Origin of the sequence: Phyllobacterium sp. A18/5-2, assembly GCF_025452215.1 — a bacterium.
In the GTDB taxonomy this organism is placed as follows: Bacteria; Pseudomonadota; Alphaproteobacteria; order Rhizobiales; family Rhizobiaceae; genus Phyllobacterium; species Phyllobacterium sophorae.
The window spans coordinates 656,655-673,959 of the sequence record NZ_CP104967.1 but is presented as its reverse complement, the minus strand read 5'-3'; the positions used below and the strand labels follow the sequence as shown (position 1 = coordinate 673,959).

Below are 17,305 nucleotides of genomic sequence, written 5' to 3'. Positions count from 1 at the left end.
TGCATGATGCTCACATGCACACAGGAATATTGCCCGCCCCGGTGTCAACGGCTCAAGCCGCCCGGCGAGACCAAGAATAATTTTCACGCCTTTTCGATAATGCGCAGCAAATGTTCGGCGCGCGTCCCTATGACGCCGCGAATGACTTTGAGGATTTCATGGGTGATGCCGCCCTCGGCAAACTCCGCGAGAAGCTCGTCGGCTTGACCGCCGATGCGCCCTGCGAGTTCGGCGATGGCCTTGACCAGGAGACGCTGCGCCCCGCGCGTATCTGGCACAAGGGTGAGCCATTGCTGTAGCTGTATCGTGTCGGGGACGGCGCGCCCGCCAATGGCCATGGCGAGCTTTTTGTCCAGCCTTGGGTAAGCGGCCGTGCAAAGGACATCGTAGAGCGGCGCCAGATCAGGAATCCCGCCGCTGTAAAGCAACGCGTAGTTCTTACCGTGGGCATCCGCATTTCCGACAAGGTAATGCAGAATGAGCATGCGGATGAACCCGAGACGGTCGGCTGCGGGATGCGCGGTGGCACGCCCAATCAGCGCCAGCGACGCTTCTGTTCCCGGCCCGCCTTCTGCCTCATATTTCAGCTCCGGCGGCACGCTCAAGGCCTGACAGAAATCCTCCTGGTGGAGGCGCGTGATCGTCCCATCTTCATGCCGCGCGCGGTCATAGCGCTCGACCAACAGGAACGGAGTCGCGCCGTGCCTCATTTCCACGTTGGGCACGGGAAGCCCCAGCCGCGCCGCGAGGCGCAGGCAGAACAGTTCGTTCTCGACCGTACCATCGAGGGCCTGAATGAAGGGCTTTAAGATATGGGTCGTCGGACGGCCGCCCTTGGCAAGCCCGATATTCTCTCCCTCAGCACAGACAGCAAGCTTGTCCTGCGCACCGGCAAGGGACAGGCGTACCCCTTCCTCACCTCCCAACAGAGGGCGCTCACGCAGTTTGCCAAGGATTTCCTCTAGCCGCTCCCGGCTCAGAACTTCAACGCCATCGTCATCCGATGATGGCGGCGCCTCACCTGCGGGATAGAGCGATAATGCTCCCGCGCATTCCCCGCCTATGACCTCTAGAAGGCCAAAGGCATTGCCTGATGAAATCCCGAGCGCGCCCGCAAGGCGCTGCCGCGCCCCTTCATCTGGCAGAAGGCCGGAAAAGAATGGGCGAACGATCCTGTCTCCATAAGCCGCCTCCTGCAACGGCATGGAAGAGGAGATGGCGCTGGGCTCGCTTCCTCCCAGATAACCAGCATCGTAAGCGAAGCTGAGCGCGCCATCATCTTCCTGGCTGAGCGCGCCTGCCTTCTCTTGCCTGTAATAGACATCCAGCATATGCGTCATGACGCGCTCTCCCGACGACTGCCGACGGAAACACGCAGCCCTAAGGTCGCCGCCACCTGTAGGGCGCGGCCGATCTGGCAACTGTCCTTCCCGGCTTCAAGCTCGCGCAGGAAACGCACCCCAACCCCGGTCAACCCTGCGAGCTGCTCCTGTGTCAGGTTCTGTGCCTTGCGCTCCGCACGGATCAGAAGTCCAAAGCTCTTACTATCTATGATCGTTTGCATAAATCATCCCTATCGGGACGATCATAGCAATGCCGAAAGCAAAAATCTACAAAAAGAACCGCTCGGGATGATTTTTTGGTTAATCGTAAATGAAGCCCCTCAATAATCCCTTTCGGGATGACTGTCTCGCCCAGATTTTCGGGTTCGCTATATAGGCACCCTGTTCGGATTCCTCTTCCTCAGCGTTCCTGGGCGTGTGGGTGGCTATGTCTTCTAGGCGACGGGTTCGTACGAGGGCTGTTGGGTAATAGCGAATTGCCTTGGGCTTGATGGCGACGCTGGTTCAATGGCGCTCAATGATCGCCCGATCCTTCGACAGGCTGCGGAGGCATAACGGATGACGCCTCCGTGGCGGTGGCATGGGAAATCCCGAAACTCGAGATCGCCTGGATTATGCTGTTGTCGTTTTGCGGCTGATGGCAGATTAGCCAAGTGGCGGTAACAGAAGGCAACGAGGAGAATGTTCATGATTGAGGAAAAACACAGCGTTCTGAACGAGCGTGTCGAACAGCGCGTACGAGAGAGTTTCGCACGTCAGGGGCTGATGACCGATCTCGGAGCGTCCCTTGTCGAAATCCGTCAGTACCTCGTCGCTGTTCGCATGCCGTATCGTCCCGAGGTGTCGCAGCAGGATAGGTCCTTCCATGCAGGGGGCTTGTCAGCCATATAGCGGACACTGCGGGCGGTTGCGCAGGCCTCACGCTGTTTCCGGACGACAGCTCGGTCCTCACCGTCGAATACATGCTGAACCTGATCAATCCGGCCCGATGCGAATACGTCTATGCCATCGGCCGCGTCATCAAATCGGGACGGATGCTCACGGTGTTCGCGATCGCGCGTTCAGGTGGCCGTCGACCAGCAAACGCTGATCTGCGTGACGAGGTGATTGATGCGCGCGCTTCGGCAAAAAGCGCTATTGAAGGAGCATCGAACTTGAAGTGCAATGAATTGCGATTGACCGACGTGGCACGATCGGACCGGGCAAGGCTTTATGAAACACTTGCCTGTTTCTCTGGTTCCTATCAAGACCGGGAACTTGCCATCGTTGTATGTTCAAGACTGAAGCGCAGACAATCCGCATTTGTGGATACCTGGGAAATCTCTGGGCCAGAAGCGTTTTATGACCGCCTTGAAAAAGGCCGGTTCGCCAACAATGTTAATAAATGGTTAACGACTGATTCTTGGATCCCAGGAGCATCTATGCCAGCCTATCAGGTCAAGTTCGCTTATCTGACTAAGTATAAACAGACACGTCATCTGTTCCATCAGCTGGTCATTGCCGAAGATGAGGCAAGTGCACTTGCGCGCGGGCGTCAGATGATGAGCAAGCGATCACCCAATGCCCGCATCGTGCACGAATCCTGCGTGCTTAGGCCCGACAGTTCCGAGGTCGAAAGCGCGACGGCCCAGGGCTGGACGCTCAACGATAACTGGTGGTCACGTCCGATCAAGCCGGATGATGATCTGGCGGCAATCGCCAAACATGGTTTCGCCCACAGCAATCAAATTCATGCCAAATCCGCCATGGACTGCGTTGCAATCGACAAACGCGCGGCCTAAAGCTCCGTCCGCATGCTCCACAATTCCGGAAACAGCACCACTTCGAGCATTTTTCGCAAATAATTGACGCCGGATGTTCCGCCCGTGCCGGTCTTGAATCCGATAATCCGCTCGACCGTCGTGACATGGTTGAAACGCCAGCGCCGGAAATAATCCTCAAAATCCACCAGCTTTTCAGCAAGTTCATACAGTGGCCAATGCGCTTGCGGATCGCGATAGATCTCCAGCCACGCATCGCGGACGCTGTCATTGGGCTGGTAGGGGAGTGAGCAGTCGCGCTCCAGCACTGATTTGTCGATTACAAAGCCCTTGCGCGCCAAAAGCCGGATCGACTGATCGTAAATGCTTGGTGCCTGGAGGAACGCCTTGAGCCAGGCATGGATATCCGGCTTGTGTTCGTGGGGTCGCATCATCGCCGCATTCTTGTTGCCGGCGAGGAATTCTATCGCCCGGTACTGGAATGACTGAAACCCCGACGACATGCCGAGCGCTTGGCGAAAAGTTGTGTACTCGCTTGGCGTCATGGTGCGCAACACATCCCATGCCGAGTTCAACTGGTCGAGAATACGTGAAACGCGCGCCAGCATCTTGAAGGACGGTGCCAGATCATCTCGGGCAATATGCTGGCAAACCGATGTGAGCTCATGAATGACCAGTCGCATCCAGATTTCCGAAGCTTGATGCTGCACGATGAACAGCATTTCATCATGGGCATTGGAAAGTGGCAATTGCGCCGTGAGGATCTTGTCGAGGCGCAGATAGTCACCATAGGACATGCGTCCTTCGAACGACATCTGCGCACCTTCGCCTTGCGGATCATAGGGTGTACGGGTCATGTGACGGCTCCCCTCACCTGATATTCGGCTGCATCCCAGGCGCGCGTGGCCAGGATATCCTTCAGGATCGCAGCGGCCCCCTCCACCTCGGCAAAGCTCAAATAGAGCGGCGTCATGCCGAAGCGAATAATATCGGGCGCACGGAAATCACCAATGACACCGCGGGCAATAAGTGCCTGCATGATGGCATAGCCATTATCACATGAATAGGAAACCTGGCTGCCGCGCCGGTCCGCATCGCGCGGTGTCACCAACGTCAGGTTGAATTGATCAGCGAACTCACCGACGTTTTGAATGAAGCAATCGCAAAGCGCGACGGATTTCGCGCGCACTGCGGTCATATCGACATCATCCCACACTGACATTGCCTCATCCATCGCAACCATCCCAAGGACTGGCGGCGTACCGCACAGGTATTGTTCGACGCTGCCTGATGGGGCGTAGGACGGATCAAAATCAAACGGTGCGCGATGGCCGAACCAGCCGGAGAGTGGTTGGCGGAACCCGCCCTGATGGCGCGGATTGACATAAAGGAAGGCCGGCGCGCCTGGCCCGCCATTGAGATATTTATAACCGCAGCCAATGGCGAAATCGGCGTTGGCGCCGGCAAGATCGACCTGCATGGCGCCGGCCGTATGACATAGATCCCAAATGACCAGGATGCCCCTGTCATGCGCAGCCTTTGTCAGTGCCGTCATGTCATGACGGTAGCCGGTGCGGTAGTTGACGTGCGTGAGCATTAACACCGCCACATCTTCATCAAGCATGGCACAAATATCAGCGGCCGTGTCCGCCAGAACCAGTTGGTGGTCCTTGCCAATTTGCTTTGCCACGCCTTCAGCAATGTAGAGGTCAGTGGGAAAGTTGTCGCGTTCAGAGATGATCTTGCTGCGGCCGGGATTGAGTTGAAGTGCGGCGGACAAGACCTTGAACAGATTGATCGAGGTACTGTCGGCTGCAACCACTGTTGCCTCTTGCGCCCCGATGAGACGCGCAATCTTGTTGCCGACCCGCTGCGGCAGATGCACCCAGTCAGCCGTATTCCAGCTGCGGATCAACTGTTCGCCCCATTCTTGGCTGATCGTCCTTGCCACCCGCTGCTTGACGGTTTTTGGCAAAGCGCCCAGCGAGTTGCCGTCGAGATAGATCACACCCTCCGGCAGCTCAAACCTGTCGCGGAAGGCGCGCAGCGGATCGGTCTGGTCGGCTTGTCTGACATCGATCTTTGCAATGGTTCTGTCCATGTCGTCCCTTTTTCATAAATCAGGCGGCCGCATCGATACCGGCAATGCCACTGGCCTTGGCAAGTTTAAGAAAGGCTTCCTTGGCAAGACCCACGTGATCGAGCATCAAGGCTTCCGCCCTGACCTTGTCGCGATCGAGTGCCGCCTGCATCAGCGCCGTATGCGCATCGATGCCGAGCGCTTCGCGCGACAGAACGCCGAGTGCATCATCGCCTTTTTCTTCGGCAGCACGGTTGAGATGGTCGATGCGCAAGATGATGTATCGCCGATAGCGCTGCAGCTGCGCATTGACCTGTTGGGCAAAATTCATCATCCATATCGAAGACGCGCCGGCAATCAGCGCAAAGTGAAATTCGCTGTGGGCCGCATCCCACATATCAATGGCCGCTGATTGTGAAAACGAATTGGGGACCTGGCATTTCGACAAGCGATAATGGGCACTTACCAGGCTGGCCTCCCAGTCACGCCCGCCCTTCTCGATGGAACGCAGCAGCAACTGCGTTTCGATCGCTGATCGCGCCGATTCCAGATCCTCCAGCTCTTCCAGCGTCATGGTCGCAACGCGAAACCCTTTGTTTGCTTCGGTCGTGACAAAGTTTTCGGCGTGAAGTCGGTTCAATGCTTCCCGCACCGGGGTTGCGCTGCTGCCAAGCTCTTGCGCGAGCGCTCGCAGGCGCAAGGATTGGCCCGGCCGCAATCCCCCATTGAGGATGCGCGATCGCAGCGCCGCATAGAGGCTGTCCGATTTGACGCTTTCGGCCATTGTTTCCCTTCGGCTTCGCCGTTTTGTATTGTATATCATTTCACGTTTGTTATATTATTTTCAAGCCTCATCTCGCTCTGGGAGAAGCAAGACACAAATAAGGGAGAACAATCGATGATCGGCGCAAATCTTGTGGCGCGTACAGCGCTCGCGGCAGCGCTCGGCTTGGGCCTTGGCCTTGGAGCTGCCTTTGCCGAAACCAAGATCGGCATTGCCCAGTTTGGCAAGCATCCGCAGCTGGACGAAACCGTTACCGCATTCAAGGCTGAACTTGCCAAGCTTGGCGTAGCGGACGCAGTATATGACGAATTGCAGGTCAATTTTGACGCAACGCTTATCCCGCAAATGGTCACCAAGCTTGTTTCCACCAGCCCGAAGCTCATTCTTGCCGTGACAACCCCGGTTGCGCAGGGCGCGCGGCAAATCGTCGGCAATTCCGGCACGCCGGTGGTCTTTGCGGCCGTCACCGATCCGGTCGCGGCCAAGCTGACGCCGTCATGGGAAGCGGGCGATGCCGGCATGACCGGTGCGTCCGATCTTCAGGATGTCAGCTCGGTGGTCAAGTTCGTCCGCAAGTTGCTGCCGGACGCAAAGCGCCTTGCCTATCTCTATAATCCCGGCGAGGACAATGACGTTGCCGTGTTGAAGCTGATCAAGGATGCGGCGGCGGCCGAGGGCATGGAGCTGGTTGAAGTCGGCCTCGACAACACCAACGACATTCCCATCCGTGTCAGCTCGCTCGCCGGCAAGGCCGATGTGATCTATGTGCCGGGTTCGAACCTGGTCCAACCGGCGGTTCCGGCTGTCGCGGCTGCGGCGCTCAGCGTCAATATTCCGATCGTCAATGCCTCGGCCCAGGCCGTACGCGATGGTCTCGTTGCCGCTGCATTCGAAGTCTCTTACACAAAGGTCGGCCAGAATGCCGCCAAGCTGGCATCAGAGATCATCGCCGGCAAGTCGCCAGCCAGCCTCGCCCCGATCAAGCCGACATATGAAGACCATACGGCGCTGATCAATGAGGCCGTTCTGGCGAAAACCGGCCAGAAAGTGCCCGATAGCTTCAAAGATTGTGAGTGCTTCGTCAAATAAGCCTTCTCCTTTAGGACACAAACATATAGTTCCTGCGCCATCCGTGGCGCAGGATCTATTGCCATAGGGCGGCGCTTTGCCTTGGTTTTGAGGGCTTACACATGACAACCGACATGCTTTCCGTTAAGGGCGGCACCAAGATATTTTACCGGGGCACGCAGGACGAGCGCCGGGCACTCGACGGCCTCAATATCACGCTGAAACCAGCGGATTTCTGTGTCGTGATCGGCAGCAATGGCGCGGGCAAGTCGAGTTTTCTCAATGCAGTTTCCGGCAAGATGCCGCTCGACTCGGGCCGTATCTGCATCGATGGCCAGGATGTCACCAAACTCAATGCGCATCGCCGTGCCCAGTTCATTGCCCGCGTTTTCCAGGACCCGATGATCGGCACGGCGCCAACCATGACCATCGGCGAAAACATGCTCCTGGCTGAACTGCGGGGAAAACCGCGAGGGTTTTCCTATGGTCTTACCGCGGCGCGGCGGGCCAAATACAGCAAGCAGCTCGCCGAACTCAATCTTGGGCTTGAAAAGCGGTTGGATATGCCCGTTGGACTTCTTTCGGGCGGGCAGCGCCAGTCGCTGTCGCTGGTCATGGCCGTATCAACGCGGCCCAAGCTTCTGCTGCTTGACGAGCACACGGCAGCGCTCGATCCCCGCACGGCCAGGCTTGTCATGGATACGACGGTGCGCGCGGTGGAAGAATTGCAGCTGACGACGCTGATGGTCACCCACAACATGGAACATGCGATCAAATACGGCAACAAGATCGTTATGATGGATGCGGGCAAGGTACTGGTTGAGATCGGTCAGGAGGAGAAACGCGGTATCACCGTTTCGGATCTTATTGACCGCTTCCACACCAAATCCGACGCCATCGCACTGCAGGGGAGCTGAGACCATGGACGTTTTCAATAGTTTCTACGGCTTGATTCCCGTCACCATCGCCCAGAGCCTGATCGTCTCCTTTGTGGTTCTTGGCGTCATGCTGCCGTTCCGCATCCTCAATTTCCCCGATCTGACCTCCGAAGGCGCCTTTCCGCTCGGCGGCTGCGTCTGCGGCACATTGATCGCTGCCGGGGTTAATCCGTTTCTGGCCTGTTTCGTTGCGCTTGTGTGTGGTTTTGCAGCAGGGTGCACAACAGCTTTTATCCATTTGCGCTTCAAGATAAACACGCTGCTGGCAGGTATCCTGGTGATGACGATGCTTTACAGCATCAATTTGCGCATCATGGGCCGCACCAATATTCCACTCTTCACCTATGACACGGTCTTCACCATTGTGGCGGGTGCGTCCGCGAATTTTCCCTGGGTCAAGATTCTCATCGTCGGGCTGCTGATCGCCATCGTGGTTGCAGCGATGCTGTATTTCTTCATGTCGGAAAAGGGCACGTCCATGCGGGCCGTGGGTGCGAGCCCCGATATGGCGGAGGCACAGGGGATCAATGTCGGTACTGCAACGATCATTGGTGTCGGCGCTGCGAGCGCCCTTTCGGCCACCGGTGGCAGTATCATGGTGCAGACGCAGGGTTTTGCCGACGTCAATATGGGCTTTGGTATCCTGATCAATGGTCTTGCGGCCTTGATTATCGGTGAGGCCATCACCGGACGCCAGACGATTTTGCGCCAGGTGCTAGCCCCGGTCGTCGGCTCACTGGTCTACTATCAATTGATTTCGTTCTGTTTGACACTCGGTCTTGCTCCTGCTGACCTGAAATTTGCAACCGGCGCCTTCGTTCTGCTGATGCTGGCCTTGCCGAACTTGCGCAAGTCGGGCGGCGGCGTAGAGATACGCGAGAAGGTCAGGGAGTAGAGTTCCCTTGCCAGGGAGGAGCAATCAATGAACGCGGATGATGCCATCGACTGGGACGACGCTTATTCAAATTTTGCCCATATTGCCGACGGTTATGCATATCCCGCCAAATGGCTGAGCCTTGCTGGGCAATTTCGGGAGGAAATGAACAGCAAAGGTCTTTTGAAAGCCGATCTCGCCTATGGTGCGCATGCGCGCAACCGGCTTGATCTATTTATGCCGCATGGGGATTTGAACGGTCTGGCCGTCTTCGTCCACGGCGGCTACTGGATGGAGGATTTTGACAAGTCGGCCTGGTCGCATCTGGCAAAGGGTGCGCTTGCCCATGGATTTGCTGTCGCCCTGCCTTCATACGTGCTTTGTCCCGAAGTTCGCGTTAGCGATGTCACGGTGCAGGTCGGCCTCGCCATCACGCGTGCGGCCAGCGAAATTGCCGGACCGATCCATCTGACGGGTCATTCGGCCGGTGGCCATCTCGTAGCCCGCATGGTGACGTCGACATCGCCTCTGGCACAGGCTATCCGGCAACGCATACGCAAGACGGTACCGATATCGCCGCTTTGCGATCTGCGTCCGTTAATGCGGACTGAAATGAACAAAACGCTGCACCTTGATGCCGTCGAAGCCCGGTTGGAGAGTCCTGCCCTTCTGGAGCCGCAGGAAGGCATTGACGTGACCGCGTGGGCCGGCGCTGCGGAGCGGCCCGAGTTTGTGCGGCAAAATGCGCTCCTTGCCAATATCTGGTCAGGTTTTGATTGCCGTGTGGATGCGGTCGAGGAACCAGGCAGGAATCACGCCAATATTATCGAGGGCTTGGTCGAGCCCGATCATCCGCTGACGCGCAGGCTGCTGTGCCTTTAGTGGCGCAGTTTAAGGGGCAAACAAAAGGCTGCCAGAGTTGGGATTTCACCCTGGCAGCCTTTTGAAACCGATTCATTAATTTAAGAATTTCAGGCGCTTAGGCGCTTCGACTCTTCAAGTATCATTGCATTGCTCGGAAGGCCGAGCGTATGGGCAATACGTTCCAGTTTGCTGGGGTCAGAATTCTGACCGCTTTCGATTGTTTCAATTTCGAGTGAAGTCAGACCGCACGCAACGGCCAGATCCTCGACGGAATATCCGAATTGTTCGCGAAATGCCCTGACAATATTTGTACCATTGGCTAGCGCCGCGGAAATTGTTTCTGGCAATGAATAGTCGCTGTTGTTCATCGCTTTGCTCCTAACGTGAAAGGTTTGGTTAACAAATCGGAAGGCCGAACTTATACGTCCATCGCGCTCGATCAAGCCTTTTATGACGCTTCACAAAAAACGTGAACGGAAAGCCCGAATGGAACCTGCCTTATTGTGGCACCAGATTTGGATACAATGTTAAAGGTGCCGACTATTAACTCGACCAATTGCTGAAGAATATCAGTGGATTATTATGCCACTGTGTCACTCACAACTGGCTATATATAGGAGCCAAGGCAAGAAAATGAACCCTGCCCCCAGAAAATATTTCAAAGTCATGTTTCTGGTGATTGTAACATTTGCTCCGCTTTTGTCGGGGTGCGCCCGCGTTTACTATGGTAGCTTCCGCTACGACGCAGCCTGTGTCGACCACGACTCGCGCTATCCCGGCAGGAGCCCCGTCTGTGTCGTCGAGAGGACGAGATAGAGGACCGGTTTTCGCCCGTCCTCCATCCTTCATTGATCTAGAGCGCAACGTCGAACGAAGCCTGCGTCTTTGCCTTGATCTCATCCACCGTCACGCCCGGCGCGATCTCGATCAGCGTCATCTTTGGCTCACCGCGACGCTCGATGGTGAAGACACCAAGATCGGTGATCACGAGGTCGGTGACGCGCTGTCCGGTCAACGGCAGCGTACATTGCTCCAACAGCTTGGCTTCGCCCTTGGCCTCATGCTCCATGACGACGACCACCTTCTTCACGCCGGCGACGAGGTCCATGGCGCCACCCATCCCCTTGACCATCTTGCCCGGCACCATCCAGTTGGCGAGATCGCCGTTGCGGGCAACCTGCATTGCACCCAGAATGGAAAGATCGATGTGACCGCCACGAGATCATGCCGAAACTGTCGGCACCAGAGAAATAGCTGGTCGTTGGCAGTTCGGTGATCGTCTGCTTGCCGGCATTGATGAGATCGGCATCTTCCTCGCCCTCATAGGGGAAAGGTCCCATGCCGAGCATGCCGTTCTCGCTCTGCAGTTGAACGCTCATTCCGCTGGGGATGTAGTTTGCCACCAGGGTCGGAATGCCAATGCCCAGATTGACGTAGAAACCATCCTGTAGCTCCTTTGCGGCCCGTTCGGCCATCTGATCGCGGGTCCAGGCCATCTTACTTCACCTCACTTGCAGCGATGTTACGCGGGCGGGTTGTGCGTTGTTCGATATGCTTGACAGGATTAGGCACGTGCACGATCCGCTTGACGAAAATGCCGGGAGTATGAACGTGGTCCGGGTCGATCTTGCCCGCATCGACCAGATGCTCGACCTCCGCCACCGTGATTTTGGCAGCTGTCGCCATGATCGGATTGAAGTTGCGGGCTGTTTTCCGGTACACGAGATTACCTTCCGTATCGCCCTTGAACGCGTGGACGATGGAAAGATCGGCAAACAGGCCGCGCTCCATCACATACGATTCGCCGTCGAACGCGCGCACGTCCTTGCCGTCGGCAATGATCGTTCCGACACCGGTCTTGGTGTAGAACGCCGGAATGCCTGCACCACCGGCGCGGATGCGCTCGGCGAGCGTGCCCTGCGGATTGAATTCCAGCTCCAGCTCGCCCGACAGATATTGCTGGGCGAACAGCTTGTTTTCGCCGACATAGGACGAGACCATCTTGCGGATCTGCCGTGTTTCCAACAGGACGCCGAGGCCAATGCCATCGACACCCGCATTGTTTGAGATGACGGTCAAATCCTTGACGGCTGAGTCGCGGATCGCGTAGATCAGCGCCTCGGGAATGCCGCACAGGCCAAAACCGCCCGCCATGATGGTCATGCCGTCGAACAGCAGACCATCAAGCGCGGCGCTTACTTTTGAATGAACTTTTCTCAAGAACAGTCTCCCATTTCTCCATCCTCTGCCATCAACGGTATGGCTTGTCTTGGCAGCACAGGTAGTCGTATTAATACTGCATGACAGCACCGGAGTTTCCCAGGTCCGACATTACAAGTTCTGGAAGCGCTAGGCGCTTCTGGCTGACGGATCTGCCGGTGCCGATGGTCTATGCCACGCACCGTATCATACGCGACTGCAATTTCGAATTCGCGGAAGAATTCGGCTACGAGCGTGATGAACTGATCGACCAGAGTTTCAGCCGCCTCTATCCAAAGATCCGGGACTTCGTGCGCACCGGCGAGATGTGGCGGACAAACTTTGCCGGGGGCCACGTCTATTATGACGAGCGCATCATGCGCCGCCGTGATGGTTCGAGCTTCTGGTGCCGGGTGCGCGGCCGCAGCCGCAACCAGGCGGATCCCTTTGCCGAAGCACTTTACTGTTTTGAGCCGATGAACCGCGCCGTTGCCGGCAATGCGAGCCTCCTCTCCGACCGGCAAAAACAGGTTCTGACCCTGGTCTCGCAGGGCAAGACCAACGCGCAGATTGCCCAGGAGATGGGCTTGTCCAAACGTACCGTTGAGGCGCACCGTGCCCGTCTCATGCGCGCCTATGGCCCGCGCAACAGTGCCGAGCTCATCGCCTGGTTCTCGTCGCTGCGATAGTCGTCAGAACGTCGGCGGCGTACAGGCGCTGACCACTTCGCATGGGTTCGGACCGATGCAGCGAAAGCGATGCTGACGGCGGCTTTCAAAGTAATAGGCATCGCCCGGGCCAAGGATGCGCCGCTCATCATCGACCGTCACCTCGATCCGCCCGCTGATAACGACCCCGCCCTCCTCGCCCTCATGCACAAGCGGCACCTTGCCGGTATCGCCACCGGGCTCATAGCGCTCCTTCAATATCTGCAGCGCGCGGCCGAACAGGTTTTCCCCGATCTGGCGGTAGGAAATTTTGCCCTTGCCAATCTCGACCAGTTCGCCTTTCTCGTAGAACACCTTCTGCCTGCGGTCGGGCTCCAGGGCAAAAAACGCGGCAAGCCCGATGGGTATGCCATCGAGAATGCGTTTCAGCGCACCGACAGACGGGTTCGTCTGGTTGGATTCAATAAGCGAGATGGTGGAGTTGGTTACACCGGCCCGCTTGGCGAGTTCGCGCTGGGACAATCCGTGCCGTTCGCGCAAAAAGCGCAATCGTCCGCCAAGATCGATGCTCATGGTTTGCATCCTTCTGTTTCAGATGTTTTATATAGAACAACTTTCTCGCACTGATGCAATAATATCAACAGTTTGGGTGAGCATGGAAAAGGACTTGTTGGGCAATGCAAAGCATGGCTCTTTGGTGCCAGAAGAGGAGTTCAACCATGCTGATGTCCAACACGCCGTCACTCGAAAACTACTGGATGCCGTTTACGGCCAACCGACAGTTCAAAGCGGCCCCGCGCTTGCTCGCCGCCGCCAAAGGCATGTACTACACTGATGTCGATGGCGCTCAGGTGCTGGATGGCACCGCGGGTCTGTGGTGTGTCAACGCCGGCCACGGCCGCGAGAAGATCGCCGATGCGGTTGCACGCCAGCTGATGACCATGGACTATGCGCCATCTTTTCAGATGGGCCATCCGATCGTGTTCGATTTTGCCGAAAAGCTGGCAGCGCGTGCGCCTGGCGGCCAGGAAGCCGGCCTCACCAAGGTGTTCTTCACCGGTTCCGGATCAGGAATCGGTCGACACAGCCCTGAAAATCGCTATCGCCTACCAGCGCTCTATCGGCCAGGGAACCCGCACCCGCGTCATTGGCCGTGAGCGTGGTTATCATGGCGTCGGCTTTGGCGGCATTTCGGTTGGTGGTCTTGTCAATAACCGCCGCGTTTTTCCGCTGCTTCCCGGCGTGGATCATTTGCGTCACACCCATGACCCGGTGCGCAATTCGTTCGTCAAGGGGTTGCCGGAACACGGTGGGGACCTTGCCGAAGATCTGGAGCGTCTTGTCGCCCTGCACGGCGCGGAAACCATCGCTGCGGTGATTGTCGAGCCCGTCGCCGGTTCAACCGGCGTACTCCTGCCGCCAAAGGGCTATCTGGAGCGTCTGCGCGCCATCAGCAAAAAGCACGGCATTTTGCTGATTTTCGATGAGGTCATCACCGGTTTCGGCCGTCTCGGCACGCCGTTTGCCGTCGATTATTTCGGCGTCGTGCCGGACCTTGTCACCACGGCCAAGGGCCTGACCAATGGCGCTTTGCCCATGGGGGCGGTTTTCGCCAGCGAAGCCGTTTACGAAGCAATGATGAATGGTCCGGAAAGCCAGATCGAGCTGTTCCACGGCTATACCTATTCGGGGCATCCTGCAGCGTGTGCTGCGGGTCTGGCGACACTGGAAGTCTACGAAGAGGAGGGCCTTTTGACCCGCGCGGCAGACCTTGCTGATCATTGGCAGGATGCGATGCACGGCCTGAAGGGTCTTCCCAATATCGTCGATATCCGCACAATCGGCCTCGTCGCCGGTATCGAATTGTCATCGCGGCCCGAAGCTGCTGGCGCGCGGGGCTATGACATTTTCGTCGATTGCTTCAACAAGGGCCTGCTGGTGCGCGTTACTGGCGATACCATCGCCCTCTCCCCGCCCTTGATCGTGGAAAAGCAACAGATCGACACCATGGTCTCCATGCTGGGAGAAGCGATCAAACGCGCTGCCTAGGCGGTCTTGAGAATGGCTGAAAAGCGCGGATCGAAAGTCCGCGCGATCGGCTCGGCTGCAGCGCCAAGAGCAACCGACCAGGGATCGGCGAGTCCGGCCTGAAGCCTCGCTTCGGGATAGCGACTTGCCCGGTCGGCGATTGATGGGAGCAACGGCCCTATCTCTGCGACAAGGCGGTCGATCAGTGCGCGTGGGGCGCCACCACACAAAATGATCGTTTGCGGATCGAAGATCGATTCCAGCGCCTGTACCGTCCGGCGCAGTCGCTGGGCGACGTCGTCGATCCATTGCTCTACCTTGGGACCGCCGCGCATGACCGCATCCGTGACCATGGCGAAGAGCTCGGGTTCCGATGGATCGAGTTCAAGCAGTTTGCACAGTGCCGCCATGGAGGCGTAGTGCTCCAGCGGTTCCACATCCGGGCCGTCACCCGGCACAAGGGCGAGGATCATGCCGATTTCGCCGGCGTTGGAATGGGCGCCGCCATAGAGTTCGCCGTTGAGGATCAATCCGGTTCCAAGACCGTAGCCGAAGTAGATGCAGATCGCGTGGTCAAGTCCATGTGCCGCGCCAAGCAGGCGTTCAGCTGTTGCTGCTGCAGCCGCGTCGTTTTGCAGGGCGACTGCGAGACCGGTTCCTTGGGCAATCGTGTCGATGAGCGGGAAATTCTGCCATGCGGTCATCATCCACGGGTCATCATAGAGGGTGTTGATGCCAAAGGGCCCGGGCATGGCGACACCGAGGCCGACAAGCCGTTTTTCTGCCTCTGGTGACTGCGCCTGCAATGCTTTGCGTGCCTTCCTGATCAGATCGAAAATAACCACCACACCCTCTGCCGGTCCGCCTGGTGGCAGCTTGGCTTCCATCTGGACCAGCACCTCTCCGACGAGGTTGACAATGACCGTACGCGTCACGTGGCGGTCGATCTGCAGGCCAACGGCGAAGGCCCCTTCCGGCACCAGCTGATAGGGTGTCGCCGGCTGGCCCCTGCCTTTGCGCACGCTTGCCTGCGAGCGCACCAGTCCGTCCAGGGCAAGTTCCTCTATGATGTTGGAAACGGCTTGTGGGGTGAGGCCAGTCGCTCGAGCGAGGTCGGCCCGCGACAGTGCGCCATTGACGCGCAGCGCATCGATCATGATGCGGCGGTTATGCGCGCTCGCACCCCCGAGATTGGTTCCGCTCTTGGCCCGTATCGATCTTTTTCTGTCCATCCACAACCCTCTTGACTCCAGAAGAATATTCATCAACAAATAAGTCAAGTGAATTGATTTAATAAAAGACCACAAGAGTCTTTAGGGGAACGTGAGCACTGGCTGGACACAAATACGTCGCAGGCTGGTCCTGGTTGAAGCTCTCGGACTGAAACGACGAACCCGGCTCTGGCGACAACGGTCGGTGCCCGCAAACAGGAGGTAATGATGTTGAAATCCATGCAGACGGCGCTTCTCGGCGCGACACTTGTGGGAGCGGCGCTCGCTGCACCCGCCCATGCTGAAACCAAGATCAATGCGCTGTTCATGGCCCAGGCCGCCTATAGCGAGGCCGATGTCCGCGCAATGACGGACGCCTTTACCAAGGCCAACCCGGACGTGACGGTTAACCTGGAATTTGTTCCCTACGAGGGCCTGCATGACAAGACGGTCCTCGCGCAAGGGTCGGGCGGCGGCTATGATGTTGTTCTCTTCGACGTGATCTGGCCGGCTGAATATGCAACCAACAAGGTCCTTGTGGATGTAAGCGACAAGGTCACTCCCGAGATGAAATCGGGTGTTCTGCCCGGTGCCTGGACCACGGTCGAATACGAGGGCAAACACTACGGCATGCCGTGGATTCTCGACACGAAGTATCTCTTCTACAACAAGGAAATCCTGGAAAAGGCTGGCATCAAAAACCCGCCTAAGACCTGGGCCGAACTTTCCGAACAGGCCAAGACGATAAAAGACAAGGGCCTGCTTGCAACGCCGATCGCCTGGAGCTGGTCGCAGGCGGAAGCCGCAATTTGCGATTACACGACGCTGGTCAGCGCTTACGGCGGCAGCTTCATCAAGGATGGCAAGCCGGTCTTTCAGACCGGTGGCGGTCTCGATGCGCTCAACTACATGGTCGACAGCTACAAATCCGGTCTGACCAACCCTAATTCCAAGGAATTCCTCGAAGAGGACGTCCGCCGTGTGTTCCAAAATGGCGAGGCTGCCTTCGCCCTCAACTGGACCTACATGTACAATATGGCCAATGACCCGAAGGACAGTAAGGTTGCCGGCAAGGTCGGCGTTATTCCCGCTCCGGGTGTCGAAGGCAAGAGCACTGTTTCTGCCGTTAACGGTTCCATGGGCCTCGGCATCACCTCGACCAGCAAGCATCCGGACGAAGCGTGGAAATACATTACCTTCATGACGTCGCAGCCAACGCAGAACCAGTATGCCAAGCTTAGCCTGCCAATCTGGGCTTCCTCCTATGACGATCCGGCCGTATCAAAGGGCCAGGAAGAGCTGATCGCCGCGGCCAAGATTGGTCTTGCCGCCATGTATCCGCGCCCGACCACGCCGAAATATCAGGAGCTGTCGACCGCATTGCAGCAGGCGGTGCAGGAATCCCTGCTTGGACAGGCCAAGCCTGAAGACGCCCTAAAGACGGCCGCTGAAAACAGCGGCCTTTGATGGGACAAGCAGGCGGTGGGC

17 protein-coding genes and 3 pseudogenes are annotated in these 17,305 nt (G+C 57.5%); 10 read left to right on the top strand and 10 right to left on the bottom strand.

Annotated elements, in window-relative coordinates; all coding sequences use genetic code 11:
* Positions 1-83: 83 nt before the first annotated feature.
* Positions 84-1,340 carry a type II toxin-antitoxin system HipA family toxin gene (locus N8E89_RS21795; RefSeq protein ID WP_262263182.1) on the bottom strand — a complete coding sequence of 419 codons (1,257 nt, stop codon included), beginning with the start codon at positions 1,338-1,340 and terminating at the stop codon, positions 84-86.
* Positions 1,337-1,564, bottom strand: a complete 228-nt coding sequence (locus N8E89_RS21790) for a helix-turn-helix domain-containing protein (RefSeq protein WP_262263181.1) — start codon at positions 1,562-1,564, stop codon at positions 1,337-1,339. Before N8E89_RS21790 ends, N8E89_RS21795 begins: the two co-directional genes overlap by 4 nt.
* Positions 1,565-2,030: 466 nt before the next feature.
* On the opposite strand from N8E89_RS21790, the gene N8E89_RS21785 reads away from it, so the two are divergent.
* The 3 genes and pseudogenes from N8E89_RS21785 to N8E89_RS21780 all read left to right on the top strand — a co-directional run bounded on the left by N8E89_RS21785 (position 2,031) and on the right by N8E89_RS21780 (position 3,124).
* Positions 2,031-2,234, top strand: coding sequence for a hotdog fold domain-containing protein (locus N8E89_RS21785; RefSeq protein WP_262263180.1), 204 nt, complete (start codon positions 2,031-2,033; stop codon positions 2,232-2,234).
* A pseudogene (locus N8E89_RS29450) lies at positions 2,231-2,338 on the top strand (DUF4442 domain-containing protein); the annotation flags it as partial. The gene N8E89_RS21785 and the pseudogene N8E89_RS29450, both read left to right, overlap by 4 nt.
* Positions 2,339-2,446: 108 nt before the next feature.
* Entirely contained in the window at positions 2,447-3,124 is a 678-nt protein-coding gene (locus N8E89_RS21780; protein ID WP_262263179.1) for a hypothetical protein, read from the top strand.
* On the opposite strand, the gene kynA is transcribed toward N8E89_RS21780, so the two are convergent.
* The 3 genes from kynA to N8E89_RS21765 are packed head-to-tail and all read right to left on the bottom strand — an operon-like array spanning position 3,121 to position 5,967.
* A complete protein-coding gene (gene kynA, locus N8E89_RS21775) occupies positions 3,121-3,960 on the bottom strand; it encodes a tryptophan 2,3-dioxygenase (RefSeq protein ID WP_262263178.1) in 840 nt (279 codons plus the stop codon). The two genes, N8E89_RS21780 and kynA, sit on opposite strands and share 4 nt — an antisense overlap.
* On the bottom strand, positions 3,957-5,204 hold the full coding sequence (kynU, locus tag N8E89_RS21770; RefSeq protein WP_262263177.1) for a kynureninase: 1,248 nt from the start codon (positions 5,202-5,204) through the stop codon (positions 3,957-3,959). Before kynU ends, kynA begins: the two co-directional genes overlap by 4 nt.
* Positions 5,205-5,223: 19 nt before the next feature.
* Complete coding sequence (locus N8E89_RS21765; protein WP_262263176.1) at positions 5,224-5,967, bottom strand: GntR family transcriptional regulator; 744 nt, start codon at positions 5,965-5,967, stop codon at positions 5,224-5,226.
* A gap of 114 nt (positions 5,968-6,081) precedes the next feature.
* Between N8E89_RS21765 and N8E89_RS21760 the strand changes: the two genes are divergently transcribed.
* The 4 genes from N8E89_RS21760 (at position 6,082) to N8E89_RS21745 (ending at position 9,729) form a co-directional block, all read left to right on the top strand.
* Complete coding sequence (locus N8E89_RS21760) at positions 6,082-7,056, top strand: ABC transporter substrate-binding protein (RefSeq protein ID WP_262263175.1); 975 nt, start codon at positions 6,082-6,084, stop codon at positions 7,054-7,056.
* 113 nt (positions 7,057-7,169) lie between these two features.
* Positions 7,170-7,952 carry an ABC transporter ATP-binding protein gene (locus N8E89_RS21755; protein WP_262263288.1) on the top strand — a complete coding sequence of 261 codons (783 nt, stop codon included), beginning with the start codon at positions 7,170-7,172 and terminating at the stop codon, positions 7,950-7,952.
* Between the two features lie 4 nt (positions 7,953-7,956).
* The gene (locus N8E89_RS21750; RefSeq protein ID WP_112760044.1) at positions 7,957-8,868 is read left to right on the top strand and encodes an ABC transporter permease; all 912 of its coding nucleotides are present in this window, start codon (positions 7,957-7,959) and stop codon (positions 8,866-8,868) included.
* A gap of 27 nt (positions 8,869-8,895) precedes the next feature.
* Positions 8,896-9,729 carry a hormone-sensitive lipase gene (locus tag N8E89_RS21745; RefSeq protein WP_262263174.1) on the top strand — a complete coding sequence of 278 codons (834 nt, stop codon included), beginning with the start codon at positions 8,896-8,898 and terminating at the stop codon, positions 9,727-9,729.
* A gap of 89 nt (positions 9,730-9,818) precedes the next feature.
* Here the strand turns inward: N8E89_RS21745 and N8E89_RS21740 are convergent, their stop codons facing one another.
* From N8E89_RS21740 to N8E89_RS21730, 3 genes and pseudogenes are all read right to left on the bottom strand, one after another.
* Positions 9,819-10,079: a helix-turn-helix domain-containing protein gene (locus N8E89_RS21740; RefSeq protein WP_262263173.1), complete on the bottom strand. Its 261-nt coding sequence runs from the start codon at positions 10,077-10,079 to the stop codon at positions 9,819-9,821.
* Between the two features lie 485 nt (positions 10,080-10,564).
* Positions 10,565-11,207, bottom strand: a pseudogene (locus tag N8E89_RS21735) (3-oxoacid CoA-transferase subunit B).
* A gap of 1 nt (position 11,208) precedes the next feature.
* A complete protein-coding gene (locus N8E89_RS21730) occupies positions 11,209-11,874 on the bottom strand; it encodes a CoA transferase subunit A (protein ID WP_262263287.1) in 666 nt (221 codons plus the stop codon).
* 137 nt (positions 11,875-12,011) lie between these two features.
* On the opposite strand from N8E89_RS21730, the gene N8E89_RS21725 reads away from it, so the two are divergent.
* Positions 12,012-12,599, top strand: coding sequence for a helix-turn-helix transcriptional regulator (locus N8E89_RS21725; RefSeq protein WP_315975736.1), 588 nt, complete (start codon positions 12,012-12,014; stop codon positions 12,597-12,599).
* A gap of 3 nt (positions 12,600-12,602) precedes the next feature.
* On the opposite strand, the gene N8E89_RS21720 is transcribed toward N8E89_RS21725, so the two are convergent.
* Positions 12,603-13,151: a type II toxin-antitoxin system RelB family anti-toxin gene (locus tag N8E89_RS21720; protein WP_262263172.1), complete on the bottom strand. Its 549-nt coding sequence runs from the start codon at positions 13,149-13,151 to the stop codon at positions 12,603-12,605.
* A 146-nt stretch (positions 13,152-13,297) separates the two neighbouring features.
* Between N8E89_RS21720 and N8E89_RS21715 the strand changes: the two are divergent.
* Positions 13,298-14,627 (top strand): annotated as a pseudogene (locus N8E89_RS21715) (aspartate aminotransferase family protein).
* Here the strand turns inward: N8E89_RS21715 and N8E89_RS21710 are convergent.
* Positions 14,624-15,838: an ROK family transcriptional regulator gene (locus N8E89_RS21710; protein ID WP_262263171.1), complete on the bottom strand. Its 1,215-nt coding sequence runs from the start codon at positions 15,836-15,838 to the stop codon at positions 14,624-14,626. The pseudogene N8E89_RS21715 and the gene N8E89_RS21710 sit on opposite strands and share 4 nt — an antisense overlap.
* A gap of 207 nt (positions 15,839-16,045) precedes the next feature.
* Between N8E89_RS21710 and N8E89_RS21705 the strand changes: the two genes are divergently transcribed.
* Positions 16,046-17,284, top strand: a complete 1,239-nt coding sequence (locus N8E89_RS21705) for an extracellular solute-binding protein (RefSeq protein ID WP_262263285.1) — start codon at positions 16,046-16,048, stop codon at positions 17,282-17,284.
* Positions 17,285-17,305 lie beyond the last annotated feature (21 nt).

What these genes read in the sequence shown, in the direction of transcription:
- N8E89_RS21795 (WP_262263182.1), bottom strand. Translation starts at nt 1,340, where the DNA reads ATGACGCATATGCTGGATGTCTATTACAGGCAAGAGAAGGCAGGCGCG.
- N8E89_RS21790 (WP_262263181.1), bottom strand. Translation starts at nt 1,564, where the DNA reads ATGCAAACGATCATAGATAGTAAGAGCTTTGGACTTCTGATCCGTGCG.
- N8E89_RS21785 (WP_262263180.1), top strand. Translation starts at nt 2,031, where the DNA reads ATGATTGAGGAAAAACACAGCGTTCTGAACGAGCGTGTCGAACAGCGC.
- kynA (WP_262263178.1), bottom strand. Translation starts at nt 3,960, where the DNA reads ATGACCCGTACACCCTATGATCCGCAAGGCGAAGGTGCGCAGATGTCG.
- kynU (WP_262263177.1), bottom strand. Translation starts at nt 5,204, where the DNA reads ATGGACAGAACCATTGCAAAGATCGATGTCAGACAAGCCGACCAGACC.
- N8E89_RS21765 (WP_262263176.1), bottom strand. Translation starts at nt 5,967, where the DNA reads ATGGCCGAAAGCGTCAAATCGGACAGCCTCTATGCGGCGCTGCGATCG.
- N8E89_RS21760 (WP_262263175.1), top strand. Translation starts at nt 6,082, where the DNA reads ATGATCGGCGCAAATCTTGTGGCGCGTACAGCGCTCGCGGCAGCGCTC.
- N8E89_RS21755 (WP_262263288.1), top strand. Translation starts at nt 7,170, where the DNA reads ATGCTTTCCGTTAAGGGCGGCACCAAGATATTTTACCGGGGCACGCAG.
- N8E89_RS21750 (WP_112760044.1), top strand. Translation starts at nt 7,957, where the DNA reads ATGGACGTTTTCAATAGTTTCTACGGCTTGATTCCCGTCACCATCGCC.
- N8E89_RS21745 (WP_262263174.1), top strand. Translation starts at nt 8,896, where the DNA reads ATGAACGCGGATGATGCCATCGACTGGGACGACGCTTATTCAAATTTT.
- N8E89_RS21740 (WP_262263173.1), bottom strand. Translation starts at nt 10,079, where the DNA reads ATGAACAACAGCGACTATTCATTGCCAGAAACAATTTCCGCGGCGCTA.
- N8E89_RS21730 (WP_262263287.1), bottom strand. Translation starts at nt 11,874, where the DNA reads ATGACCATCATGGCGGGCGGTTTTGGCCTGTGCGGCATTCCCGAGGCG.
- N8E89_RS21725 (WP_315975736.1), top strand. Translation starts at nt 12,012, where the DNA reads ATGACAGCACCGGAGTTTCCCAGGTCCGACATTACAAGTTCTGGAAGC.
- N8E89_RS21720 (WP_262263172.1), bottom strand. Translation starts at nt 13,151, where the DNA reads ATGAGCATCGATCTTGGCGGACGATTGCGCTTTTTGCGCGAACGGCAC.
- N8E89_RS21710 (WP_262263171.1), bottom strand. Translation starts at nt 15,838, where the DNA reads ATGGACAGAAAAAGATCGATACGGGCCAAGAGCGGAACCAATCTCGGG.
- N8E89_RS21705 (WP_262263285.1), top strand. Translation starts at nt 16,046, where the DNA reads ATGTTGAAATCCATGCAGACGGCGCTTCTCGGCGCGACACTTGTGGGA.